Raw genomic sequence first — 24,137 nt, forward strand, 5'->3', positions numbered from 1 at the left:
ATTCTACCATTTTTTTGCAGTTTTAAATATTACAAAAGGATTACAAAACGAATAAATTCGAATGAAAAACCACTCCTTTATATTTTTTTGCTATAATGGTTTTATGAAAAAGATAATTATTACAGCAACAGCTGAAAGTATAGAACAAGTTGAGGAACTTCTAGAGGCAAATGTCGATCGAATTTATGTCGGCGAGAAAAATTATGGCCTTCGTTTGCCTCATAATTTTAGTTTAGACGAATTAACTCGAATTTCTTACTTAGTTCACCAAGCAGGAAAAGAGTTGACCGTTGCAGTGAACGCGCTCATGCATCAGGAAATGATGGATAATATCAAGCCCTACCTTGATTTCTTGCAGGAGATTAGAGCAGATTATATTACCGTTGGGGATGCTGGTGTTTTCTATGTGCTGCAGCGCGACGGCTACAAATTAAAAACCATTTACGACGCATCGACCATGGTTACCAGCAGCCGACAGATTAACTTTTGGGCTAAGAACGCTGGTGTTTCAGAAGCTGTCTTGGCGCGTGAGATTCCTTCTGCTGAGCTTTTTAAGATGCCTGAGATTCTGGAAATTCCTGCTGAAGTCTTGGTCTATGGGGCTAGTGTCATCCATCACTCCAAGCGTCCTCTTTTGCAGAATTACTATAATTTTACTCATATCGATGATGAGAAGACGAGAGAACGGGACCTCTTTTTGGCAGAACCAAGCGATCCGCAGAGTCATTACTCGATTTTTGAGGACAATCATGGTACTCATATTTTTGCCAATAATGACTTGGATTTGATGACCAAGCTGATAGAGTTGGTTGACCATGGCTTCTGCAACTGGAAGTTGGAAGGTCTCTACACACCTGGTCACAACTTTGTTGAGATTGCTAAGATTTTTGTAGAGGCGAGAGATTTGATTGAAGCAGGCAAGTTTAGCTCAGACCAAGCCTTTGTGCTGGATGAGGCGATTCACAAACTGCATCCGAAAAATCGTTTTCTCGATACCGGATTTTATGATTATGACCCCGATATGGTAAAATAAAATTAGAAACGAGAACTCTTTTTAGGAGTTCTTTTTTGAGAATAAAAAACATTTATAAATTAGGGTTAAAAAAAGATATTTTAAACTATTTTTTTGAATTAATTCGAATAATTTAAAAATTAGAATTGTGAAAATAATTCAAAGAACCTTGCTTTTAGGGGTAAATTACTATAAAATAATAAGGATTAGACATCAACACTTTTATATTGCAAATAGGAGAAAATGATGGCAAGAAAGTTAAAACGACCAGAGGTGTTATCACCTGCTGGTACTTTGGAAAAGCTAAAAGTAGCTGTTCGATATGGAGCAGATGCTGTTTTTATTGGCGGACAGGCCTATGGTTTGCGCAGTCGGGCTGGGAACTTTACCTTTGAACAGATGGAAGAAGGGGTTCAGTTTGCGGCTCGTTATGGTGCCAAGGTCTATGTCGCGGCCAATATGGTCATGCACGAGGGTAACGAAGAGGGAGCTGGTGAGTGGTTCCGACATTTGCGAGACATCGGGATTGCGGCTGTCATTGTTTCAGATCCGGCTTTGATTGCTATTGCAGCATCGGAGGCTCCTGGTCTGGAAATCCACCTATCGACTCAGGCCAGTGCGACCAACTATGAAACGCTGGAGTTCTGGAAAAATCTAGGACTGACTCGTGTTGTCCTAGCTCGCGAAGTTTCTATGGCTGAGCTGGCTGAAATTCGCCGACGGACTGACGTTGAAATTGAAGCCTTTGTTCATGGAGCCATGTGTATCTCCTACTCAGGCCGCTGTACACTGTCCAACCACATGAGTATGCGCGATGCCAATCGTGGAGGCTGCTCGCAATCCTGCCGTTGGAAATACGACCTCTACGATATGCCTTTTGGACAAGAACGTAAGAGCTTGAAGGGGGAAGTTCCAGAAGAATTTTCCATGTCCGCAGTTGATATGTCCATGATTGACCGCATACCAGACATGATTGAAAACGGAGTGGATAGCTTGAAGATTGAGGGGCGGATGAAGTCTATTCATTACGTTTCTACTGTGACCAACTGCTATAAAGCAGCTGTGAATGCTTATCTAGAAAGTCCTGAAAAGTTCGAAGCTATCAAGCAGGATTTGGTCGATGAGATGTGGAAGGTTGCTCAACGTGAATTGGCTACAGGATTCTACTATCATACTCCAACTGAAAATGAGCAGCTTTTCGGAGCGCGACGCAAGATTCCTGAATACAAATTTGTAGCTGAAGTAGTAGCTTATGACGCAGACAGTCAGACAGCGACTATTCGTCAGCGTAATGTTATTCATGAAGGGGATCAGGTTGAGTTTTATGGACCAGGCTTCCGTCATTTTGAAACTTTTATCACAGACCTTCGAGATGCTGATGGTAACAAAATTGATCGGGCTCCTAATCCGATGGAGCTTCTGACCATTCACTTGGAGCAGCCTGTAGAGGCTGGCGATATGGTGCGGGCTCGAAAGGAAGGCTTGATTAATCTATACAAGGAAGATGGCACTAGCGTGACCGTCCGAGCTTAATCTTATATTCATAGGTGGCTTTTTAAAATCTAAAAGCCATTTTTATGAATAGAGATTTTCAGAGAGGGAATAGCATGATTCAGGTTTACGGAGATATTCTTGATGAGGAGACTCGCTGCCAGCATTATCACAGTGAGAGAGATATCATAGCCCTTAAATGCTTTGCTTGTCAGAAATACTATCCTTGCTTTCTCTGTCATAATCGCTACGAAGACCATGCTTTTCTGGCCTATCCTGTGAGTCGCTCAGAAGATCGAGTAGTTCTTTGTGGTCATTGCAGGACAGAGCTGACTATTTCACAGTATCTTGGCTGTGAGGATGCTTGTCCTATCTGTACTCATCCTTTTAATCCAGGCTGCAAGAAGCATCGATCAATTTATTTTCAGACAAACAAATAACTCTTCCATCCAGCTGGATAGAAGAGTTATCTTTTGAAACGATGGTTGGTGATGCGAATGTCCTTCTTTTGGGCTTCACGGATATTATTGGGTACGAGACTGATTCGCTTGATGTCTTGCACACGGATAATAGTGGTCATGCTTTTCTTGAAATTTTTGATAATCAGCTGTTGGCGCTCGCGATCGTATTTGACAATGTCACCAGTGAAGCTTTTGTCCAGAAAGATAACGTGGACACCAGATTGTTTACGCAGAGCTAGCTCGATGGTACGCAGGATGCGGCCGCTGTCCTCTGGTCCTTGTTCATTCTTTTTGCCAATGATAAATTCGTTGGCCCTTTGTAAAATCATTTCGAGATATTTTTTCATAGCTAAAATCTCCATAACTTGTTACAATATATTATATAACAAAATTCCCTAAATTGTAAATTCTTTTACGAATTATTAGTTGGAAAATAAAACAAGAGGTGAAATATGGCAGAATTTACATTCGAAATCGAAGAAAAACTTCTGGTCCTATCTGAAAATGACAAGGGCTGGACCAAGGAGCTTAATCGCGTTAGCTTTAATGGAGCACCAGCTAAGTATGATATTCGGACTTGGAGCCCAGACCACAGCAAAATGGGCAAGGGAATTACACTTTCTAATGAAGAATTCCAAGTTCTCGTGGATGCATTTAAAAACTGATAGAGAAAGCTCTATCAGTTTTTTCTATTTCTCAGAAAAGTAGTAATGGAATTTCAGACTCTTAAAAATAGGGATGCTGATAATGGTGATGGCAACCATTTTTAATAAGTCAGGCAGGATAAAAGGAGTTAGGCCAACCGCGACTGACTTAGAGAAATCGAGTCCCCCCAAGAAATGCAGTCCTAAGATACCACCGACAAAGACGAGAGCGTCACCCAATACATTGGCTATAAAAATCATATAGAAAGGACTGTCCTTGTGGCTCAGACTGGATGTCACAAGGGCAAAGAGTAAGTAGAACCAGAGATATCCGGCGCTTGGGCCAAAGAGAGCCTGAAAACCACCGCTTCCTCCAGCAAAGACCGGTAGGCCAATAGCTCCCAGCAGCAGATAAATAAAGACTGACAAAACCGCTTCGCGAGGTTTGAAAATCGTTGCAATCAAACCGACAGCAAAAGTCTGCAACGTAATGGGAACGGGACCAATGGAAATAGTTAACTGGGATAGGACAGCTAGAAAAGCAGCTCCGATAGCTGGGAGGGCAAGAAGAAATGCTTTGTTCTTGTTCATAAATAGTAAACCTCTTTTTGTTTTTATGGTAACTATTTTAAAAGCTAAATAAAAAAAAGTCAAGTCCTTCTTAATCGGACGAGACAATTATACAGACAGATTTTTATTTTCGTTTCTTGCTTCTGATAAGCAAGACAAAGAAGGCGATAAGACCAAAAATATTAAAGAAAAGGATGCCCAAGGCTGCAAGAAGTTTTTTTGTTTWACTCATCAGTTTTCCTCATTTCTGGATTGCTTTGTACTATCATATCAAAATTTTCAATGTTTGAATAGGCTTCATTAGAAAAATTAGCTATAGCTTCAAACTATATTCTTATCAATAAAAAAGGATTATCTAAAAGTGCTATAAAGAATTGCAGCAGCACACTTTGATTGATATAATAATGCAAAAGTAAATAAGAGTTTTTGCTAGAGGTGTGGGTGCGTAATCAACATCTTCCTAAAGCAAGACTGACTAGATTGGAGAAGGCTATGACAGATTTATTAAAAATTTATCAGGAACTACAGGAGAAAAAATGGGTCAACTTGTCCCATCAGATCAAGGAAGATAGTCCGCATTTTCCAGCTCTACCTGCCTTGGAGAAGAAGGACATTTTCACTTTGAAAGACGGTTTTCATGTTCAGCAGTTTTCTGTAGTTGGCCAGTACGGGACTCATATTGATGCTCCGATTCATTTTGTGGAGGGTGGTCGCTGGTTGGAAGAGATTGAGCTAAAAGATCTTTTCCTGCCATTGGTGGTTATTGATAAGTCTAAGGAAGTAGCAGAGAATCCAGACTTTATTCTAGGCAAGCAGGATATTTTGGATTTTGAAGCGGAGCACGGTCAGATTGAGCCGGGAACATTTGTTGCCTTTCGCTCAGACTGGTCCAAGCGTTGGCCAAGTCAATCTGCTATGCGCAATCTGGATGACCAGGAGATTCAGCATACTCCTGGGTGGGGACGAGATGCTCTAGAGTTCCTCATCCATGAGCGTGGTGTCAAGGCGGTAGGTCACGAAACTTTTGATACAGATGCGGGTATTCCTACAGCGGAGCATGGATTGCTTAATGAATACTATCTTTTGGAGCAGGACATTTATCAGCTAGAAGTTATGACCAATCTGGATCAGTTGCCGGCTAAGGGTGCTCTCATCTCGATTAGCTTTCCCAACTGGCATCAAGCCAGCGGTTCACCAGTGAGGGCAGTGGCTATTTTACCATAAAGAAAAAGGAGTCTGAGGTTTCATTTCAGGCTCCTTGTCTCATATAATAACTAATAAATAGATCGCTTTTTATAATCTTTGGAATTTCTTGATAGATATTTGACAATTTACCTTTTAAAATAGTGATGCTGAAGTTTATTGTCTGAAAAAAATCTGAATTTCTTCCATTAAACTGATATTTGAAAGGAATGTTAAAAGAAGCTGAAATAGCTTAAATCGCAATCTTACAAAAATGTAAGATTCGTCTGTAAAATGAAAGATTAGGTTATGGAACGGTCAGCATCTTTATTATAAAATGGTAGCAGAAATCAAAAAGAGGCTGGAATACCAAACCTCTTCTGATTTTGAATGTTTATCGCATGGTCACGAATTCTTCGGAGCCAGTTGGGTGAATAGCAACTGTAGCATCAAAGTCAGCCTTGATAGCGCCCATCTTGATAGCAACAGCGAAACCTTGAATCATCTCGTCTACTCCGTAGCCAATGCCGTGCAGGCCAACGACCTTTTCATCCTCACCGGCAGTGATGAGCTTGAACTTGGCCTGTTGACGGTGCTGGGTGACAGCAGAGTACATGGATGTGAAGCTAGATGTGTAAACGTGGATATTTTCAGCTCCGTAAGTCTTAACAGCCTCTACCTCAGTCAGGCCGACTGTCCCAATAGCAGGATGGGAGAAGACGACGGTTGGAATAGTTGAGTAGTCCATCTTAGCATCTATTTTGCCGTTGAAAAGACGCTCAGACAGAGTTCGCCCAGCTTTTATAGCAACAGGAGTTAATTCTTTTTCACCTGTTACATCGCCGAGAGCATAGATACCTGGTACAACAGTGTTTTGATACTCATCTACAGCAATGAAGCCACGTTCATTGAGAGTGACGCCAGCTGCTTCCAGATTGAGGTCTTGGACGTTTGGCTTACGACCAATTGCCCAGATAACATGCTGGGCTGTGTGGCTGCTACCATCTTCAAAGTAGAGCTTGAGCTGGCCATCAGGCAGCTTTTCCAACTTTTGCGGAATCTTATGGGTATGAAGCTGGAGTCCAGAGTTCGCCATTTCTTGGAGCAGACCGTCAATCAGATAGCTGTCAAAGTTACGCAGTGGTCGATCCTTACGGACAAAAAGATCTGTTTTAACTCCCAGAGCATGGAGTACTCCGGCTAGTTCAACAGCTATATAGCCTGCTCCGACAATGGCAACAGATTCGGGTAACTCTTCCCAAGCGAAGACATCATCGGAAGTTTCTCCGTAGCCTGCGCCAGGGATATTGGGAATAGCAGCATGAGCACCTGTTGCGATAACGATATGCTTGGCCCGGATCAGCTCTCCATTGACTTGGACAGTGTTTGCATCCACAAAGCGGGCACGGCCTTCGATCAGCTCAACACCATTGCGCTTGAAGCTACCATCGTAAGATGAACGTGCTCGGTCAATATAAGCTTCGCGATTTTTCCGAAGGGTAGCAAAATCAAAAGCCTGATTATCAGAGGTAAAGCCGTAGTCTGGTCCATAATGCTGGATAGCTTCAGCTATTTGGGCTCCGTACCACATAATCTTCTTTGGGACACAGCCGACATTGACACAGGTGCCACCTAGTTTCTTTTCTTCAATAACGGCAACCTTGGCACCATATTCGCCGGCCCGATTCATGGTAGCAATTCCCCCGCTGCCACCGCCAATAGCAATCATATCAAATTCTTTCATCTTGTTAGAATCTCCTTCTATTATATGAGGTAATTGTACCTTTTTTAGCAGGTGAATGCAAAAATCTGCTACGGATTTGAGCTGAGTGACTATCTGAGATAAAATAGCAACCATTTGTGAAAAACTGTAAATTTTTTTAGAAGAATTATGATAGCCTTGTGATATAATATAACAAAAGAAAATCGTTTTCATCAAGAGGAGGAAAAAAGATGAAAAAGTTAAAGAAATGGCAATTATTTAGCATTATTGGAGCTACGATTGCAGTTGTTGCAGGAGCAATTCTCTTCATGTTTCTAAACGGAGGGAATCCTTCTGAGATGCCTGTCGATACGACTCCGCTGGTTCAAAAGGCCAAGGAAGGCTCAGTGGCTTCTTCAGTCTTGCTGACAGGAAATGTCACAGCCAGCAACGAGCAGTACATCTACTATGACAGCACTAAGGGTGACTTGGAAAATGTACTGGTCAATGTCGGTGACCAGGTGACTGCCGGTCAAGCGTTGGTAACTTATAAAAGCGCAGAGGCTCAGGCAGCTTATGATGCAGCTGCTCGGGCGGTTAGCAAAGCCGATCGTCAATTGCATGACTTGCAGACCAATGGTGTGACTGTAAATACAACCGGCGATGAAGAAGCAGATGGGGCGTCTGAAGCTCAGGCTCAGCGTTCTGTGGAGTCTCAGGCAGCTGACCTGCGCGATGCTCGAGCTGATGCAGTGGATAATATGAATAAAGCACAAGCTACTCTCAATGCCTTGACAGTGACCAGCACAGCAGATGGTACGGTCGTAGAAGTCAACCGCGATGTTTCAAAATCAACAACTGGTGCCACTCAAACTTTGGTTCATATCGTCAGCAATGGGAATCTGCAGATTAAGGGTGAATTATCCGAATACAATTTGGCTAACTTGTCTGTAGGTCAAGAAGTGACCATTACATCAAAAGTTTACCCTGATAAGAAATGGACTGGTAAAATCAGCTACATTTCCAACTATCCGAAAGACGGCCAGCAGGCAGCAGCTCAACCATCTGGAACTGGTGGCAGCGGAACAGCTTCAGGTTCCAAATATCCATTTACAATTGACATTACCAGTGAGATTGGTGAGCTCAAGCAAGGCTTCTCTGTCAATATTGAAGTTAAAAACAATACTCAGGGACTCATTGTGCCAGTAAGCAGTGTGGTAATGGACGGAGACAAGAACTATGTTTGGGTTCTGGAAAAAGGAGTTGCCAAGAAGACAGAAGTGACGCTCGGAAATGCTGATGCTGAAAATCAAGAAATCTCATCTGGTTTGACAAAGGATAGTAAAGTTATCATCAATCCGACAGATAGCTTGAAAGACGGTCAAGAGGTGAAATCTTATGAAGAAGCTAATTGAGTTAAAAAATATTAATAAGAGCTATCGCAATGGAGACCAGGAACTGCAGGTATTAAAAGACATCAGTCTGGAGGTTGATGAGGGCGAGTTTGTTGCCATCATGGGACCGTCTGGATCTGGTAAGTCTACACTGATGAATATTATTGGTATGCTGGATCGTCCGACCACTGGTGAATACCATCTGGGAAGCGAAGAAGTCGCTAAGCTAGGTGATAAGAAGCTGGCCAAGGTTCGAAATAAGCAAATCGGCTTTGTCTTCCAGCAGTTCTTTCTCTTGTCTAAGCTCAATGCCTTGCAAAATGTGGAACTGCCCTTGATCTATGCAGGTGTCGGTCTATCTAAACGTAAGTCCTTGGCCGAGCAGTTTCTGACCAAGGTGGAGCTGGACACGCGGATGCATCACCTGCCTTCAGAGCTTTCCGGAGGACAGAAGCAGCGGGTAGCCATTGCGCGTGCTTTGGTCAATAATCCCTCTCTGATTCTGGCTGACGAACCAACAGGGGCCTTGGATACCAAGACTGGTGAGCAGATTATGGAGCTCTTAACTGAGCTCAATCGAGAAGGGAAAACCATTATCATGGTAACCCACGAGCCTGAGATTGCTGCCTATGCCAAACGGCAGATTGTCATTCGTGACGGCGTCATCTCATCTGATAGCGCTAAGGAAGGAGGACTAGCCTAATGCAAAACTGGAAATTTGCCATTAGCTCCATTCTTGGACATAAGATGCGGTCTTTCCTGACCATGATTGGGATTATTATCGGAGTGGCTTCGGTTGTGGTTATCATGGCCTTAGGAGATTCTATTACCCGGCGGGTTAATGAGAGTTTTACCAAAAGTCAGAAAAACATGCGCCTCGTTTTTTCTCCTAAAAAGAGCAAGGACGGCTCCTACACACAAACAGCTGATCTCTATTCAGTAAATGTGGAAGATGAAAGCGAAGAAGTGGTGGAGCCCCCCAAGGCCCAGGAAGCATGGGTTAAGGAATTGACCCATATCAAGGGAGTGGATGGCTACTATGTGACCAACTCTGCTATGGAAACCTTTAGCTACGAAAATAAGCAGGCTGAGCGCGTCAACTTTGTCGGCGCAAACATGACCTATATTCAGGTGAAAAAATACAAAATCATTGCTGGTCGTGCTTTGAGGCAGCAAGATTATCAAGGCTTTGCAAGTGTTGTGCTGCTGGACGAAGATCTGGCTGCGAACCTCTTTTCTTCCGCTGAAGAGGCAATCAATAAGATTGTGACAGTGGGTGCAAGTAACTATCGGGTGATTGGGGTTTATAGAGATCCTGAAACTGCTGCTGCATCTGGCTCCATGCAGGTCTATGGTGGTAATGCCATTACGACCAACACTCTTATAGCTGCTAACTTTGGAGTAGATGAAATTTCAGAGATTGTTCTTCGAGTGAATGATACTAGCTTAGTTCCAGAACTTGGCCCTAAGGTTGCCAAGAAATTAACAGAAATTGCTGGTCTCCAACAGGGCGAATATCAAGTGACAGACGATAGTGCCCTCTATCAGGAAGTGCAAAATATTTATGGTGCCATGACAGGAGTTATCGGTGCCATCGCCGGAATCTCACTTTTTGTTGGTGGTATCGGCGTTATGAATATCATGTTGGTATCGGTCACTGAGCGGACTCGTGAAATCGGTCTGCGAAAAGCTCTGGGAGCAACACGTGGCAACATACTGATGCAATTTTTGATTGAGTCTATGATTTTGACACTGATTGGTGGGTTGATTGGACTGGTTCTAGCTGCGGGACTTGCGTCTGTACTAGGCTCGGCCATGAGTCAAATGCTGGAAGGAACTCCAGTGACGGTATCACTCACAGTCAGCATCGTTAGCCTTCTCTTCTCAGCGACTATCGGTGTTCTCTTCGGTATCCTGCCGGCCAACAAGGCCTCTAAACTAGATCCAATTGAAGCACTGAGGTATGAATAATACAACAAAAGTCTGGGAAACCAGACTTTTTTGTGATGTAAAAATCCTGCTGGAATTTCAGCAGGATTTGTTTTCTTAATATCCTATAAAATACAGATTATTTCATCGTTGGGAAGAGCAGGACATCGCGAATGGTAGTCACGTCTGTTAGTAACATAACCAGACGGTCGATACCGATTCCTAGGCCTCCAGTTGGTGGCATACCGTATTCCAGAGCTTCGACAAAGTCATAGTCAATGCCAGTTGCTTCGTCATCGCCCAGTTCTTTGGCTTTTGCCTGTGCTTCAAAACGAGATAATTGATCGATTGGATCGTTCAACTCTGTGAAGGCGTTGGCATACTCTTTGGTCATGATGAAGAGCTCGAAACGGTCCGTGAAGCGTGGGTCTTCTGGATTTTTCTTAGCCAGGGGTGACACTGCAACAGGGTGACCGTAGACAAAGGTTGGCTGAATCAAGGTTTCTTCCACAAATTCTTCAAAGAAAGCATTGATAACATGGCCAACTTCGGTGAAGTGCTTTTCAAGCGGAACTTTCTTTTCTTTAGCCAAAGCAGCAGCTTCTTCAAAACTCATATCTTGCCAGAAGTCAACACTAGTAATTTCCTTGATGGCATCTACCATGTGAACGCGTTTAAATGGTTCGTTGATCTTGATTTCAGTTCCTTGGTAGTTGACCGGTCCATCTCCATTGACAGAAACAGCAGCATGTTGGATAATGCCTTCAGTCAAGTCCATGATATCTTGGAAATCTGCATAGGCTTGGTAAACCTCTATGGAAGTGAACTCTGGATTGTGAGTAGCATCCATTCCTTCGTTACGGAAGATACGGCCAATCTCATAAACTCGCTCCATACCGCCAACGATAAGACGTTTAAGGTGAAGCTCGGTTGCAATCCGCAGTACCATGTCAATATTTTGGGCATTATGGTGGGTGATAAATGGACGAGCAGCAGCACCGCCTGCTTCGTTATGCAGAACAGGAGTTTCAACTTCAAGGAAACCTTGTCCATCCAAGTAACGACGGATTTCTGAGATGATTTTTGAACGAGTGACAAAGCGCTCAAAGCTTTCGCGGTTGGAAATTAAATCCAAATAACGCTTGCGGTAGATGGTTTCGACATCTGTCAGGCCGTGGAATTTTTCAGGTAGGGGACGCAGAGCCTTAGACAAATGAGTAAGGTGGGTTGCCTTGATAGAAAGCTCCCCCATATCCGTCCGCATAATCTCACCTTCGATACCGAGGAAATCCCCTAAGTCCGCCTTTTTGAAGATTTCATAATTTTCTTCACCAACAGCATCTTTACGCACATAAATCTGGATTTGGCCTTCACGGTCTTGGATGTGAGCAAAGCCAACCTTTCCTTTGCCGCGCTTGGTCATGAGACGGCCAGCGATAATAGCTGTTTCATTGAGTTCGTTTAATTCTTCTTTATCTTTATCGTTGTATTTTTCTTTTAGTTGAGCAGAGTTAGCAGTCCGCTCAAAGCGTTTGCCAAAAGGGTCAATTCCCTGCTCAGCCAGCGCAGCCATTTTTTCACGACGGATAATCTGCTGGTCGTTTAATTCCTCAATATGTTCAGTAGTCATGTTTTTCCTCCAAAAGTTTTCCTACCTATTTTATCACAAAAGATAGGGAAATTCATCTATATTTGGCTATAAAGTAAGAAAAAAAGCTAGAAATCCAGCCTTAATTTTCTGCTTTTTCAACTAAATAATCCTTATTATTCCAAGTGATCAGCTCAAAATTCTCAAAGTCTTCTGTTTCAAGAATGGTGATACTAGCATTGGTCAGACCGCCATTCTTGCGCAGGAGGGGTGTGTCATAGCCCAGCATGGTTCGAATGCTGGCGGTTAAGTTGGCTCCGTGCCCAACAATTAGCACTTGTTCGTAGTTCTTGTCCTTTAAGGTCTTGATAAAGGAAATGGTCCGGTGGGTCGTATGGTAGACCGACTCAGCGTCAAAAAACGTATGATTAAATTGAGAGAGGTTGTGGCGGAAGGCAGTCATCTGGTGCGGATAGATGGCTTCTATGGTAGAGATTTTTGCGCCTTCCAGTTTTCCCAACTGCCATTCTCGCAGTTCAGGTACTGATACGATTTCAGTCGGAAACTGGCTTTCTTCTTGAATAATCTCAGCAGAGCGAACGGCACGAGGGAGGTCGCTGCTGAAAATCTTGCCAAATTGTGTCTGAGCCAGATGTTTTCCTAGGGTATGCAGTTCTTCAACGGCGGTTGGCAGCAGTGGCGAATCGCCGCTGGCTCCCTGAAAGCGGCCTTCCCGATTCCATTCCGTTCTTCCGTGTCGGACAAAGTATAATTTCATAGTGGTTGATTGTTTCTTTCTTATTAGAGTTTATTGAGAATATTAGGTGCAGTATTGAAGAATTATGAGCTAGGATTTTCCTTGAGATCTGCAAAGTCAGCTTGAACAAAATCCGCCAAATCTTGCGCCTTGATTTCGATACTGCGGCCGACTTCGCCAGCTGACACGATGATGCTATCTCGCTCTAGAGCTGACTGGTCGATATAGATTGGAAAGTTATGCTTTTGCCGGATACCGACAGGATTATTGGCTCCGTGAATATAGCCTGTTGTCTTTTCCAAGTCTTTCTGAGGAATCATACTGACTTTTTTATTACCAGAAATTTTGGCCATTTTCTTTTCGGACAGATGCTCTGTGATTGGCAGGATACCAATCAGTGTACCAGTCTTGTCTCCTGTCAAGGCCAAGGTTTTATAAATCTGCGAACGATCCAAACCATCGGCTGGCTGTTCTGCTAAGGCATTTAGCTGCAGACCTTGATGTTCAATCTTAGCCTTGCTTAAAATTTGCTCGACCAGTGTTTTTTTGATTTTTGTTTTTTTAGCCATTAGTATATCTCTCTTCTAATTGTGACATCCAAAGTCCCAGCCAGGTTCCCAGACCGAAGAAAAAGGCTGCAAGGACCAGTGTCAATACAGAAACTCCATGATAGCTAATGCTTTCACTGTTTCCTGCTTGAGGCACTACAATAAGAAGTGTACTGGATAGGACAATGCCAATGATAAAGTGATAGACACGAGAGTAGTAGTTTTTCAAAATATGATCCATCAGCTTAGAGAAGAGAATCAGAGCCAAGGCACCTCCGATTCCGATAGGAAGAAAGGTGCCCAAGAGATCCAGTCTGCGAAAGCCGTTCAGCATAGGGGCATAGAGGCCTAAAATCAGGAGAAGGTTGGACGGACTGAGTCCAGGAATTAAAATGCCCAGTGCAATCAAAGCTCCTGCTAAGATGAAAGAGAGGAAGTTGGCTGGTAAGGTGCCTACCAACCCATTTAGGGAATAAAGAAAGATTCCTGAAAGGATGAGGCTGAGCCAGAAAACGAGAATATCAATCCGATCACGCTCACTTTTAGCGACAGACTCTTTAATAAGGCTAGGAACAGTTCCAATAATGGCTCCCGCAAATCCCCAAAGGACAATCACTTTGTAGTTGTCCAGCAGCAGATTGACAGGATAGGAGAAGGCGGCAATTCCTAAAACCATTCCGATTCCAACTGGTATGAAATAGAGAACATTTTCGACGAAGTTTTCCTTTAAGTGTGCTAAAAAATGAATCAGGCGCTCGTAAATACCTAAGATAGCTGCTAAAACACCGCCTGAAACTCCTGGCAAAATAAAGCCAAGTGCAATGACCATTCCTTTGAAAATTCTATTCAACCAAGAAATCATTGTATTTTCCTTTTCTAATTTCATTTATCAAATCATTATATCATAAAATATAGGCTTTATTAAGAGGAAACGGCTGGAAATTTCCTATTTTKTGACAATAAAAAACGACAGCAGTCTTTGAAATTTGAGCTGTCGTTCTGAGCTATTGGCTTTCTTTAGGAACTGTAAATAGCTTTTGATAAGTAGCTGTCTGGTCTTTCAAGGTTGACAGCTGGTTCAAATCAAGATAATGAGAGAAACCAGTCAGCTGACCTTGTGATGTGTACTGATGCAAGTCGTAATCTTGCTCCGTATTTGGTGCGGCATTGTAGTAGCCGTCGTCATTACCATAAGTCGGAATCCAAATTGCTGTGAACTTATCGGTAGAGATGCTATGCTCCTCCATAAAATAAGTTCCAATATAGATACCAATATTTTTAACACCAAGTGACTCTAGCTTGGCACGGAAAGCCTCAACTCCCGCATTCATGTCAGACATGGTCTTTTCTTCGACGTCTAGCCAATAATAGGTTGGATGGTACTTGGCAGAGGCCTTGTAGAAACTTTCAGCTTCTTTTTCCATTTCCTTTTTGCTATTGGCGGCCACATAGGCATAGACAGCGACAGGGATATTGCGCTTTTGAAATTCTTTGATATGTCTTTCATAAGACTTGTCCAGACCATTCAGATGGGTTGCTGCGTTTTCTTTTTTTGCCTGCGCTCCACTATGAACACGGACAATTACTCCCGAAACATTCTGGGCGAGTAAGTCGTAATTAATCTCACTTGGCAGCTGCCAGCCAGAAATGTCAATGATTGGTCTGGAAATAAACTCTTCATCCAAGGACGAATCGTCAGATGTCTCCTCTTTTTTTGAGGAACTTGGAGTTTGTTTAGTTTGTGAAATTTTTGCCTGTGCTTGCTTTTCCTGAGAGTCAGTAATTTGCTTGCTTATCAAAATAAAAGCGATAAAAGAAGCAAAGAAAATTAGGATTGCAAGCGGTTTAATCCTCTTCCTCATACTGGTTTATTTTAACTTAAAACAAATAAAAAAGCAAAAAATATCCCCAGAATTGCTGGAAAATGAATAAAATGTAATATAATTGAAATATTATAAAGCAAAAACAAGACGTTTTGAAAGTTCAAAATGCATTTTTTTAAAGAGCTTAGGCAGCCTGTGGAAGATGAGTTGCCGTTGGCTAAATCGTTTTGCTTTTTCTTACCTTTTATAATAGCTTTTGAATGAGCTCTTCTATCTTTTTGGGAGAGGTTTGTGGAGAGAAGCGTTTGATGACTGTTCCGTCTCGGCTGACCAGAAACTTTGTGAAATTCCACTTTATGTTTTCGCCCAGAAGACCGCTTTTTTCTTTTTTGAGCCAGTCAAAGAGTGGAGCAGTATGAGGACCGTTGACATCAATCTTAGCAAATCGAGGAAAGGTCGTTCCGTAGTTAAGGCTGCAAAAGCTGTTGATTTCTGCAGTGTCTCCAGGGGCCTGCTGGCCAAACTGATTGCAGGGGAAATCCAGGATTTCAAATCCATCTTTCTGATAGCGCTCATAGAGTCCCTGCAGTTCTTGATACTGAGGAGTGAAGCCGCAGCCGGTCGCTGTATTGACAATCAGCAGAATCTTTCCTTTATAATCACTCATTTTTTGCGGACTTCCGTCTTGTTTTTGGATTTCGATATCATAAATGTCTGTCATGTTCTCCTCCTTTGTTTGCTTCCTATCTTATCACATTTTTATATAAATAAGGCAAAGCAAGCCATGATTGTCCCTGTCTTTGCGCTAGTGCTTTTTTTTCAATCCAAAAGGTGGTATAATGAGAATTGAATTTTTAGAAGTTTAATGGTGAAATATGAAAATTGACAAGAAGCACTTGTTGAATTATTCTATCTTGATTCCTTATTTGATTTTATCTGTTTTGGGATTGATTGTGGTCTATTCAACGACGAGTCCTACCTCGATTCAGGCCGGAGGAAATGGTTTTGGCATGGTCTTGAATCAGGGGATTTTTTGGGTAATAAGTCTCTTTATAATTGCGCTCCTATATAGAATCCGCTTGGGTTTCCTGAAAAAAGGAGGCATCCTGACTATAGTTATCTTTGCTGAGATTATCCTCTTGCTTTTATCTCGTTTTATAACTGGGACTATTAACGGCGCCCATGGTTGGCTCAAGCTTGGAGCTTTCAGTATTCAGCCTGCTGAGTATTTGAAGATTATTCTGGTCTGGTATCTAGCCTTTCGCTTTACAAAGAGGCAGGAGGAGATAAAGGTTTATGATTATCAAGCTCTGACTCACAACCATTGGTTTCCTAAAGCTTTTAACGACTGGCGGACCATGGTGGCTATTCTGATTGGGATTGTAGCGATTATGCCAGACCTTGGAAATGCGACTATTCTATTTTTGACCGTCGTAATAATGATAGCTGTCAGCGGTATTGGCTATCGATGGTTTTCTACGATGCTGGGAGCCATTGTCAGTGTTTCGGGATTGGTTTTAACTAGCATTTGGATAATTGGGGTTGAGCGCGTGGCCAAGATTCCAGTCTTTGGGTATGTGGCCAAGCGTTTCAGCGCTTTCTTCAATCCTTTCAAGGACCTGTCTGGCTCAGGCCACCAATTGGCTAATTCCTACTATGCTATGAGTAATGGCGGCTGGTTTGGTCTAGGCTTGGGGAACTCTATTGAGAAGCGCGGCTATTTGCCGGAAGCTCATACGGACTTTGTATTTTCTATCGTGATAGAAGAGTTTGGTTTCTTTGGTGCCAGTTTGATTCTGGCCTTGCTCTTTTTCCTGATTCTGAGAATTATCTTGGTCGGGATTCGGGCCAAGAATCCATTTAACTCCATGATGGCTTTGGGAATCGGCGGTATGATACTCATGCAGACCTTCATCAATATCGGTGGAATCTCAGGTCTCATTCCTTCTACAGGAGTAACCTTCCCCTTCCTATCGCAAGGAGGGAACAGTCTTCTGGTCTTGTCAGTAGCCATCGCCTTGGTACTTAATATTGATGCCAACGAGCGCCGTGATGCCCTCTATGAACAGATGGAAGCGGAGGCGCAAGACCAGTCTGAGGAAGCTTAAACGCAGTTCGTATGAACAGTTGTTGTAAAAATGAAAGGTGCAGATTATGTCATTTAACAAATTAGAAAGCTACAGCAATAAAGAAGTGATTCGAGAAGAAGTCGCCATTTTGACAGACTTGCTTGCCGATATTACTCGGAATCTTCTCAGCCCTGAGACCTTTGAAAAAATCTCCCTCATGGAGGAGCTGGCGGTTAACTCCAAATATCATGAGTTAAAAGCGATTGTAGAAGAACTAACGACAGATGAAATGGTTTATATTTCTCGTTATTTCTCTATTTTGCCGCTTTTGATTAATATCTCAGAAGACGTGGACCTAGCTTATGAAATCAACCATCAAAACAATATCAATCAGGATTATCTTGGAAAGCTGTCAACAACTATTGACTTGATTTCAACGCGGGAAAATGCTCAGGAGATTCTGGAGAATTTGAATGTTGTTCCAGTACTGACAGCTCACCCGACGCAAGTTCAGCGCAAGACCATTCTAGACTTAACCAATCATATCCATAGCTTGCTGCGTCAGCATCGAGATGTTAAGGCTGGCCTTGTCAATGAGAAGAAGTGGCTCGGAAATCTCCGTCGCTATATTGAGCTTATGATGCAGACAGATATGATCCGTGAGAAAAAGCTGAAAGTGACCAATGAGATTACCAATGTCATGGAGTACTATAACAGCTCTTTCCTACAAGCAATCACCAACTTTATGGTCGAATACAGACGCTTGGCAGAAGAGCGGGGCATCAAACTGGATAATCCTAAGCCTATTACCATGGGAATGTGGATTGGCGGAGACCGAGATGGCAATCCTTTTGTAACTGCAGAAACCCTGAAACTATCAGCCACCCTCCAGAGTGAAGTCATCCTCAACTATTACATTGACAAGGTTTATACACTCTATCGCACCTTCTCACTCTCGACCAATCTCTCAGAAACCAGTCAGGCAGTAGCAGAAATGGCAGCTCTGTCTACAGACAAGTCTGTTTATCGGGAAAATGAGCCTTACCGCCGAGCTTTCCACTATATCCAGTCCAAGCTGATTCAGACCTTGCTTTACCTTAAAGAAGGCAACTTTTCAAGTGACGATCAGCGATTGACTGACCGAGCTGAGGAAGCATTGTCTGCGAAGGCCAACCTTTCTGTCAGCAATAAAGGAAGAGAAATTATACCTAATTATATCCAGTCTCGTATCAGCGAGACCTTGACTGAGCTGAAGAAGGAGGAGACACCTTCTTACAAAACAGCTCAGGAATTTAAAAAAGACTTGCAGGTCATTTATGATTCTCTTATCGAACATCATGGCGAAGCCTTGGTAAGTGGCGACTTGACTGAACTTCTCCAAGCAGTTGATGTTTTTGGTTTCTTCTTGGCCAGCATTGATATGCGGCAGGATTCCAGTGTTCATGAAGCCTGTGTGGCTGAGCTCTTGGCTTCAGCTAATATTGTTCAAGATTATAGTAGTCTGTCGGAAGAAGAAAAATGCCAGGTTCTCCTCAAACAGCTGCTAGAAGATCCTCGTATCCTGTCAGCTACTCACGAATCTAAATCTGAACTCCTGCAAAAAGAATTGGAGATTTTCAAAACAGCCCGTCAGCTAAAAGATGCAATCGGTGAGGAAGTGATTAAGCAAAATATTATTTCTCACTCGACCAGTGTATCAGATCTACTTGAGTTGGCTATTATGCTTAAGGAAGTAGGGCTGATTGATGAAAATGGGGCTCGTGTCCAGATTGTTCCGCTCTTTGAAACCATTGAGGATTTGGACAATTCCTGCAATACCATGGAGAAATACCTGTCTCTGCCAATTGCGCAGAAGTGGATTGCCTCTAAGGATAATTACCAGGAAATTATGCTGGGCTATTCAGACAGTAATAAGGACGGTGGTTACCTATCTTCTTGCTGGACTCTCTACAAGGCTCAGCAGCAGCTGACAGCCATCGGTGATAAGTTTGGCGTGAAAATCACCTTCTTCCATGGCCGGGGAGGTACGGTGGGACGTGGTGGCGGCCCAACCTATGAAGCTATTACTTCTCAGCCACTCCGCAGTATCAATGACCGGATCCGTCTGACTGAGCAAGGGGAAGTCATTGGTAATAAATATGGAAATAAAGACGCAGCCTACTATAACTTGGAAATGCTAGTGTCTGCTGCCATTAACCGCATGGTAACTCATAAGAAGAGCGATAGCCATACGTCTGATAAATATGAGCGAATTATGGACCAAGTAGTTAATCGCAGTTATCAGATTTACCGTGATTTGGTCTTTGGTGACGAGCGTTTTTACGATTATTTCTTTGAATCCAGCCCAATCAAGGCTATTTCTAGCTTTAATATTGGTTCTCGTCCAGCGGCCCGTAAAACCATCACTGAAATCGGTGGTCTCCGGGCTATTCCATGGGTCTTCTCATGGTCTCAAAGTCGGGTTATGTTCCCAGGTTGGTATGGTGTTGGGTCAAGTTTCAAGGAATTCATTGATGAAGACCCAGAAAATAACTTAGCCTTTCTGCAATTTATGTATAAGAGATGGCCTTTCTTCAAGTCACTCTTGTCAAATGTAGACATGGTTCTGTCTAAGTCAAATATGAATATCGCTTTTGAGTATGCGCAGCTTTGTGAAGATCAGAATGTGCGAGATATTTTCAATATTATCTTGGATGAGTGGCAGCTGACTAAGGATGTCATTCTAGAGATTGAAGGGCACGATGAGCTTCTGGCAGAAAACACCTATCTGAGAGATAGCTTGCACTATCGTATGCCTTACTTCAATGTTTTGAACTATATCCAGCTAGAACTGATCAAGCGTCAGCGAAATGGCCAGCTCACACCTGATCAAGAAAAGCTGATTCACATCACCATCAACGGTATTGCAACTGGTCTGCGAAACTCTGGCTAATACAAATAGAAAATCGGAATTGTTCCGGTTTTTTCTATTTTTGTAACCAAAGGGCTACTTAATTCGTTATACTAGTGAAGGAGGGGGTGAGCTTATCAAACTAGATGAATATGAAACAATCTTGATAGGCTTTGCTCGCGAGATTGTCTCCTATCTGCAGAAGTCAGGGGCTTCTAAAGTGGAAGCAGAAGATGTAGTTCAGGACGTTTTTGTCAAGATGTTGGAAACAGAGGTTATTATTCCGGCGGAAAAGATGCGAGCTTGGATGTATCGAGTTTCCATCCGGCGCTATATCGACAGATATAGGAGAGATAAGCATTATTTGGAGATTTTGCGAAAAGAATTTTTTGGAAAAGATCTTGTCAATCCCTTTGAAAATGAAGATTATGAGCTGCTAAGAAGTATGATAGAAGCACTGCCGCTTAAGGAAGCCACGCTTTTAGAACTCTATTATTTTCAAGATTTCACGGTCAAGGAGATTGCCCAAATTATGTCTTACTCAGTGAGCAAGGTCAAGATTCAGCTGATGCGCAGTCGTGCTAAACTCCGAAAGGAGCTGGAAAAGAAAGGATATCGAAATGGAAACATTTAAAATTATTGCAAAGAAAAGTAGGAGAAAGAGACTCTGGAAGACAGTCGTCATTAGTTCCTTTGTATCTTTAGTTCTCTTAGGTCTTCTAGGAAAGGGGCTGGCAGAATTAGCCTCTGGTAACGGACGAGACTTGCAGAAACAGTATGAAGTTATGTCCGAAATCGCCTATCCTAATGTTGACTATGACAGTCTATACTACAATCCGACCTCTTATCTTTCGGGAACATTACGTTCTGATCGTTTTAAAGACCTTGATGGAGTGATGGTGGATTATCCAGCCTATGAGGGGAACTATTCACTAACAGGTTCTTATAAAAATCCGACGTCAGAGGCGACTTATTCCTCTACCTCAGGGACCTATACGCGAGAGCTTCGGCAGAAATATCCGGTCTTTTACAATGTCAATGCCAAACAGACGAAGTCTTCAGATCCAGCACCTCAGGAACTTGTATCTGTCAAAGAAATGCCGAATCAATTGGTAGAAATAGCTCTGACTTTTGATAAACCTTACACTTATAAGGAAATCCAGCAGATGATACCAAGCAACCTCAAGATTAACTGGTACTGGATTGGCAGTCAGTCAGAAGATGGTGAAAATGGTATGGCATTGCGCACCGATCCTCAGACGACTTACGGAGCTAATAGTACGCTGCTTAATCCCTATCCGTCGGACGGCAAAAAAGAGAGCGAAGAGGCTAAGCAAGAGCAACAGACTTTCCTAGACTATTTGAAAAAGGCCGATAAAAACCTTTTCCCAACTGTCAACAAGTACAATATGTACAATGATGTTGAGGCCTATCTCAAGAAATTTGGTCAGCTAGATATTCGTGAAGCAGAAAATCGGGATCAATTGACCTTTTCTGGTATTATTCTGACTGGGAAAGCTGAGAATTTCAGCCAATTAGAAGGGAAAGAATGGATTGCTGCTTCGAGTATTGGTGCTTCCGTTTCCAATCAACCTTACTATAAATTAGACAAGGAATAATTCACAAAAAAATGCTAAAAGACTTGCATTTTCATTTAAATTTGATAAAATAGTAAGGAAAGTTAGACTGTATTGCCTACTGTCTATCTATAAAATATATTTTATTGGAGGCTTTTACTCAAATGGCAAAAGAAAAATACGATCGTAGTAAACCACACGTTAACATTGGTACTATCGGACACGTTGACCACGGTAAAACTACTTTGACAGCAGCTATCACAACTGTATTGGCACGTCGCTTGCCTTCAGCAGTTAACCAACCTAAAGACTATGCGTCTATCGATGCTGCTCCAGAAGAACGCGAACGCGGAATCACTATCAACACTGCGCACGTTGAGTATGAAACTGCTAAGCGTCACTACGCTCACATCGACGCTCCAGGACACGCGGACTACGTTAAAAACATGATCACTGGTGCCGCTCAAATGGACGGAGCTATCCTTGTAGTAGCTTCAACTGACGGACCAATGCCACAAACTCGTGAGCACATCTTGCTTTCACGTCAGGTTGGTGTTAAGCACTTGATCGTCTTCATGAACAAAGTTGACTTGGTTGACGATGAAGAATTGCTTGAATTGGTTGAAATGGAAATCCGTGACCTCTTGTCAGAATATGACTTCCCAGGTGACGATCTTCCAGTTATCCAAGGTTCAGCTCTTAAAGCTCTTGAAGGTGACTCTAAATATGAAGACATCATCATGGAATTGATGGACACTGTTGATGAGTACATCCCAGAACCAGAACGCGATACTGACAAGCCATTGCTTCTTCCAGTCGAAGATGTATTCTCAATCACTGGTCGTGGTACAGTTGCTTCAGGACGTATCGACCGTGGTATTGTTAAAGTCAACGACGAAATCGAAATCGTTGGTATCAAAGAAGAAATCCAAAAAGCAGTTGTTACTGGTGTTGAAATGTTCCGTAAACAGCTTGACGAAGGTCTTGCAGGGGACAACGTAGGTGTGCTTCTCCGTGGTATCCAACGTGATGAAATCGAACGTGGACAAGTTATCGCTAAACCAGGTTCAATCAACCCACACACTAAATTCAAGGGTGAAGTTTATATCCTTACTAAAGAAGAAGGCGGACGTCACACTCCATTCTTCAACAACTACCGTCCACAGTTCTACTTCCGTACAACTGACGTTACAGGTTCAATCGAACTTCCAGCAGGTACTGAAATGGTAATGCCTGGTGATAACGTAACAATCGACGTTGAGTTGATCCACCCAATCGCCGTTGAACAAGGTACTACTTTCTCTATCCGTGAAGGTGGACGTACCGTTGGTTCAGGTATGGTTACAGAAATCGAAGCTTAATTCGATTCCGTTCCCAAATAACAATTATAGTCAGACACTAAACCCCGTGAAAACGGGGTTTTTTAGTATACAGAAGAATAAAAGGTAGTCGGTAATCTCCAGAATAGATAGCTTGATTTTGCAGAACCACCTTTAAGATGATTTAGGAAACGGAAAGAGAAGAAGTATAGATATAAGCTTGATAGAAGTTTTGTCCTTTTTAATTAGGTTGGGGAAGAAAGTATCATTTAAAAGAGAGATTCTTTCAAGAAGGATTTTCACTTTTCACTGAAAGTATAGTATAATAAGAAATAGAATACATTTGGAGAAGAAAAATGCCCTCAAAATCAGGATCATCACCTTATGCTAAAAATAATGACGGTAATAAAGAAATAGAAAAAATAATCTCAAAAGAAGGACTGAAAAATAACTATATATGGAACATGTTGGGGACAGTCTCATCTTCATTGATATCAGTCGTCTTGCTTCTACTAGCTTCTAGATTTCTAGATTCAAGAGATTCTGATATTTTTAGTATTGCTTATGCTCTTGGTCAGCAGTTCTTTGTTCTAGGTTATTTTCAAGTTAGAAATCTGCAATCTACGGATGTAAAAGAAAGATACCAATTTGGTTCTTATCATAATACGAGACTTTTTACGGTCTTTTTGATGATTTTAACATCGTTTATCTATACTCTATGGCAAGGGTATGATGTTTACAAATCTAGTATTATTTTATTGCTTGTTGTTTATCGGGCTATAGATGCGTATTCAGATGTTTTTCAAGGATTATTTCAGCAAAAAAATAGATCAGATTTAGCCGGAAAGGTGCAATTCTATAGGAGCTGGATTTGTATGTTAATATTTGCGATAGTCCTGTTGCTTACAAAATCATTGATGGTGGCGGATAGTCTGCAGGACCGTTTTAGTAGACGTGTTTACAATCATTTTGAAAAAGAATACAGGAGGGTCTTTCTTGCCAATGCCTTCTTTGGTGTCTGCCAAATGTGGATTGCTAGAGGAAAAAAAGAAAGTCCTGAACAAATAGCAGAATTTCTTTTGAAAATGCTGTAAGAAGTTGCTGGAACCCAATGGGTTCCAGCTCTTTTCATATTTTGAAAAATTATACAGGGTGTACAAAACCTCTTTTGGTTCTGTACA

At 42.3% G+C, this 24,137-nt stretch carries 22 protein-coding genes and 2 pseudogenes; 15 read left to right on the top strand and 9 right to left on the bottom strand.

All coding sequences use genetic code 11. From position 1 onward, the window contains the following. The first annotated feature begins 103 nt into the window (after positions 1 to 103). The 3 genes from K4H96_RS00130 to K4H96_RS00140 all read left to right on the top strand — a co-directional run bounded on the left by K4H96_RS00130 (position 104) and on the right by K4H96_RS00140 (position 2,943). Positions 104 to 1,033, top strand: a complete 930-nt coding sequence (locus tag K4H96_RS00130) for a peptidase U32 family protein (protein ID WP_223337081.1) — start codon at positions 104 to 106, stop codon at positions 1,031 to 1,033. A gap of 225 nt (positions 1,034 to 1,258) precedes the next feature. Further along, on the top strand, positions 1,259 to 2,545 hold the full coding sequence (locus K4H96_RS00135) for a peptidase U32 family protein (protein WP_223337080.1): 1,287 nt from the start codon (positions 1,259 to 1,261) through the stop codon (positions 2,543 to 2,545). A 74-nt stretch (positions 2,546 to 2,619) separates the two neighbouring features. Beyond that, a complete protein-coding gene (locus tag K4H96_RS00140) occupies positions 2,620 to 2,943 on the top strand; it encodes a CHY zinc finger protein (RefSeq protein WP_002904946.1) in 324 nt (107 codons plus the stop codon). 26 nt (positions 2,944 to 2,969) lie between these two features. On the opposite strand, the gene K4H96_RS00145 is transcribed toward K4H96_RS00140, so the two are convergent. Next, positions 2,970 to 3,326, bottom strand: a complete 357-nt coding sequence (locus K4H96_RS00145; protein WP_223337079.1) for a hypothetical protein — start codon at positions 3,324 to 3,326, stop codon at positions 2,970 to 2,972. Between the two features lie 90 nt (positions 3,327 to 3,416). On the opposite strand from K4H96_RS00145, the gene K4H96_RS00150 reads away from it, so the two are divergent. Continuing rightward, positions 3,417 to 3,629: a YdbC family protein gene (locus K4H96_RS00150; RefSeq protein WP_002897227.1), complete on the top strand. Its 213-nt coding sequence runs from the start codon at positions 3,417 to 3,419 to the stop codon at positions 3,627 to 3,629. A 24-nt stretch (positions 3,630 to 3,653) separates the two neighbouring features. On the opposite strand, the gene K4H96_RS00155 is transcribed toward K4H96_RS00150, so the two are convergent. Beyond that, positions 3,654 to 4,199 carry a biotin transporter BioY gene (locus K4H96_RS00155; protein WP_223337078.1) on the bottom strand — a complete coding sequence of 182 codons (546 nt, stop codon included), beginning with the start codon at positions 4,197 to 4,199 and terminating at the stop codon, positions 3,654 to 3,656. Positions 4,200 to 4,670: 471 nt separating this feature from the next. On the opposite strand from K4H96_RS00155, the gene K4H96_RS00160 reads away from it, so the two are divergent. Further along, a complete protein-coding gene (locus tag K4H96_RS00160) occupies positions 4,671 to 5,402 on the top strand; it encodes a cyclase family protein (RefSeq protein WP_042762793.1) in 732 nt (243 codons plus the stop codon). 352 nt (positions 5,403 to 5,754) lie between these two features. Here K4H96_RS00160 and gorA read toward each other — a convergent pair whose 3' ends face one another. Next, positions 5,755 to 7,104 (bottom strand): glutathione-disulfide reductase, encoded by a 1,350-nt coding sequence (gorA, locus tag K4H96_RS00165; RefSeq protein ID WP_223337077.1) that lies wholly within the window; start codon positions 7,102 to 7,104, stop codon positions 5,755 to 5,757. A 209-nt stretch (positions 7,105 to 7,313) separates the two neighbouring features. On the opposite strand from gorA, the gene K4H96_RS00170 reads away from it, so the two are divergent. From K4H96_RS00170 to K4H96_RS00180, 3 genes are read left to right on the top strand one after another with little or no spacing between them, the layout of a single operon-like run. Beyond that, positions 7,314 to 8,477, top strand: a complete 1,164-nt coding sequence (locus K4H96_RS00170; protein WP_002931019.1) for an efflux RND transporter periplasmic adaptor subunit — start codon at positions 7,314 to 7,316, stop codon at positions 8,475 to 8,477. Further along, a complete protein-coding gene (locus K4H96_RS00175; protein ID WP_125342328.1) occupies positions 8,461 to 9,159 on the top strand; it encodes an ABC transporter ATP-binding protein in 699 nt (232 codons plus the stop codon). Before K4H96_RS00170 ends, K4H96_RS00175 begins: the two co-directional genes overlap by 17 nt. Further along, positions 9,159 to 10,427 (top strand): ABC transporter permease, encoded by a 1,269-nt coding sequence (locus K4H96_RS00180; protein WP_125336810.1) that lies wholly within the window; start codon positions 9,159 to 9,161, stop codon positions 10,425 to 10,427. Before K4H96_RS00175 ends, K4H96_RS00180 begins: the two co-directional genes overlap by 1 nt. Positions 10,428 to 10,524: 97 nt before the next feature. Here the strand turns inward: K4H96_RS00180 and lysS are convergent, their stop codons facing one another. The 6 genes from lysS to K4H96_RS00210 all read right to left on the bottom strand — a co-directional run bounded on the left by lysS (position 10,525) and on the right by K4H96_RS00210 (position 15,822). Further along, complete coding sequence (lysS, locus tag K4H96_RS00185) at positions 10,525 to 12,015, bottom strand: lysine--tRNA ligase (RefSeq protein WP_223314172.1); 1,491 nt, start codon at positions 12,013 to 12,015, stop codon at positions 10,525 to 10,527. A gap of 100 nt (positions 12,016 to 12,115) precedes the next feature. Next, on the bottom strand, positions 12,116 to 12,751 hold the full coding sequence (locus K4H96_RS00190; protein WP_223337076.1) for a histidine phosphatase family protein: 636 nt from the start codon (positions 12,749 to 12,751) through the stop codon (positions 12,116 to 12,118). A 62-nt stretch (positions 12,752 to 12,813) separates the two neighbouring features. Further along, positions 12,814 to 13,299: an aminoacyl-tRNA deacylase gene (locus K4H96_RS00195; protein WP_125331435.1), complete on the bottom strand. Its 486-nt coding sequence runs from the start codon at positions 13,297 to 13,299 to the stop codon at positions 12,814 to 12,816. Further along, on the bottom strand, positions 13,292 to 14,140 hold the full coding sequence (locus K4H96_RS00200) for a DUF368 domain-containing protein (RefSeq protein WP_032912863.1): 849 nt from the start codon (positions 14,138 to 14,140) through the stop codon (positions 13,292 to 13,294). The genes K4H96_RS00195 and K4H96_RS00200 overlap by 8 nt, the downstream gene beginning before the upstream one ends. A gap of 142 nt (positions 14,141 to 14,282) precedes the next feature. Then, entirely contained in the window at positions 14,283 to 15,140 is an 858-nt protein-coding gene (locus K4H96_RS00205) for a glycoside hydrolase family 25 protein (RefSeq protein ID WP_002894996.1), read from the bottom strand. Positions 15,141 to 15,345: 205 nt separating this feature from the next. Next, a complete protein-coding gene (locus K4H96_RS00210) occupies positions 15,346 to 15,822 on the bottom strand; it encodes a glutathione peroxidase (RefSeq protein ID WP_223337075.1) in 477 nt (158 codons plus the stop codon). 154 nt (positions 15,823 to 15,976) lie between these two features. On the opposite strand from K4H96_RS00210, the gene ftsW reads away from it, so the two are divergent. The 7 genes and pseudogenes from ftsW to K4H96_RS00240 form a co-directional block, all read left to right on the top strand. Further along, positions 15,977 to 17,209, top strand: coding sequence for a cell division peptidoglycan polymerase FtsW (ftsW, locus tag K4H96_RS00215; protein ID WP_002903126.1), 1,233 nt, complete (start codon positions 15,977 to 15,979; stop codon positions 17,207 to 17,209). 46 nt (positions 17,210 to 17,255) lie between these two features. Then, positions 17,256 to 20,102: a phosphoenolpyruvate carboxylase gene (ppc, locus tag K4H96_RS00220; protein ID WP_223337074.1), complete on the top strand. Its 2,847-nt coding sequence runs from the start codon at positions 17,256 to 17,258 to the stop codon at positions 20,100 to 20,102. A gap of 121 nt (positions 20,103 to 20,223) precedes the next feature. Continuing rightward, a complete protein-coding gene (locus K4H96_RS00225) occupies positions 20,224 to 20,694 on the top strand; it encodes an RNA polymerase sigma factor (RefSeq protein WP_002899982.1) in 471 nt (156 codons plus the stop codon). Beyond that, on the top strand, positions 20,681 to 21,679 hold the full coding sequence (locus K4H96_RS00230; protein ID WP_223337073.1) for an anti sigma factor C-terminal domain-containing protein: 999 nt from the start codon (positions 20,681 to 20,683) through the stop codon (positions 21,677 to 21,679). Before K4H96_RS00225 ends, K4H96_RS00230 begins: the two co-directional genes overlap by 14 nt. 122 nt (positions 21,680 to 21,801) lie before the next feature. Further along, a complete protein-coding gene (gene tuf / locus K4H96_RS00235) occupies positions 21,802 to 22,998 on the top strand; it encodes an elongation factor Tu (RefSeq protein ID WP_002895003.1) in 1,197 nt (398 codons plus the stop codon). Positions 22,999 to 23,312: 314 nt separating this feature from the next. Then, positions 23,313 to 23,882: pseudogene (locus tag K4H96_RS12290) on the top strand (lipopolysaccharide biosynthesis protein); the annotation flags it as partial. Then, a pseudogene (locus K4H96_RS00240) lies at positions 23,871 to 24,050 on the top strand (TetR-like C-terminal domain-containing protein); the annotation flags it as partial. The pseudogenes K4H96_RS12290 and K4H96_RS00240, both read left to right, overlap by 12 nt. Positions 24,051 to 24,137: the final 87 nt, after the last annotated feature.

The organism is Streptococcus sanguinis, from assembly GCF_020729765.1.
GTDB lineage: Bacteria > Bacillota > Bacilli > Lactobacillales > Streptococcaceae > Streptococcus > Streptococcus sanguinis_Q.

Bases quoted from the DNA above. Each gene is read 5' to 3' on its own strand.
- K4H96_RS00195 (WP_125331435.1), bottom strand. From the start codon at position 13,299: ATGGCTAAAAAAACAAAAATCAAAAAAACACTGGTCGAGCAAATTTTA.
- K4H96_RS00210 (WP_223337075.1), bottom strand. From the start codon at position 15,822: ATGACAGACATTTATGATATCGAAATCCAAAAACAAGACGGAAGTCCG.
- K4H96_RS00180 (WP_125336810.1), top strand. From the start codon at position 9,159: ATGCAAAACTGGAAATTTGCCATTAGCTCCATTCTTGGACATAAGATG.
- ppc (WP_223337074.1), top strand. From the start codon at position 17,256: ATGTCATTTAACAAATTAGAAAGCTACAGCAATAAAGAAGTGATTCGA.
- K4H96_RS00205 (WP_002894996.1), bottom strand. From the start codon at position 15,140: ATGAGGAAGAGGATTAAACCGCTTGCAATCCTAATTTTCTTTGCTTCT.
- K4H96_RS00170 (WP_002931019.1), top strand. From the start codon at position 7,314: ATGAAAAAGTTAAAGAAATGGCAATTATTTAGCATTATTGGAGCTACG.
- K4H96_RS00190 (WP_223337076.1), bottom strand. From the start codon at position 12,751: ATGAAATTATACTTTGTCCGACACGGAAGAACGGAATGGAATCGGGAA.
- K4H96_RS00160 (WP_042762793.1), top strand. From the start codon at position 4,671: ATGACAGATTTATTAAAAATTTATCAGGAACTACAGGAGAAAAAATGG.
- K4H96_RS00200 (WP_032912863.1), bottom strand. From the start codon at position 14,140: ATGATTTCTTGGTTGAATAGAATTTTCAAAGGAATGGTCATTGCACTT.
- ftsW (WP_002903126.1), top strand. From the start codon at position 15,977: ATGAAAATTGACAAGAAGCACTTGTTGAATTATTCTATCTTGATTCCT.
- K4H96_RS00230 (WP_223337073.1), top strand. From the start codon at position 20,681: ATGGAAACATTTAAAATTATTGCAAAGAAAAGTAGGAGAAAGAGACTC.
- K4H96_RS00150 (WP_002897227.1), top strand. From the start codon at position 3,417: ATGGCAGAATTTACATTCGAAATCGAAGAAAAACTTCTGGTCCTATCT.
- K4H96_RS00140 (WP_002904946.1), top strand. From the start codon at position 2,620: ATGATTCAGGTTTACGGAGATATTCTTGATGAGGAGACTCGCTGCCAG.
- K4H96_RS00130 (WP_223337081.1), top strand. From the start codon at position 104: ATGAAAAAGATAATTATTACAGCAACAGCTGAAAGTATAGAACAAGTT.
- K4H96_RS00135 (WP_223337080.1), top strand. From the start codon at position 1,259: ATGGCAAGAAAGTTAAAACGACCAGAGGTGTTATCACCTGCTGGTACT.
- K4H96_RS00145 (WP_223337079.1), bottom strand. From the start codon at position 3,326: ATGGAGATTTTAGCTATGAAAAAATATCTCGAAATGATTTTACAAAGG.
- lysS (WP_223314172.1), bottom strand. From the start codon at position 12,015: ATGACTACTGAACATATTGAGGAATTAAACGACCAGCAGATTATCCGT.
- tuf (WP_002895003.1), top strand. From the start codon at position 21,802: ATGGCAAAAGAAAAATACGATCGTAGTAAACCACACGTTAACATTGGT.
- gorA (WP_223337077.1), bottom strand. From the start codon at position 7,104: ATGAAAGAATTTGATATGATTGCTATTGGCGGTGGCAGCGGGGGAATT.
- K4H96_RS00175 (WP_125342328.1), top strand. From the start codon at position 8,461: ATGAAGAAGCTAATTGAGTTAAAAAATATTAATAAGAGCTATCGCAAT.
- K4H96_RS00155 (WP_223337078.1), bottom strand. From the start codon at position 4,199: ATGAACAAGAACAAAGCATTTCTTCTTGCCCTCCCAGCTATCGGAGCT.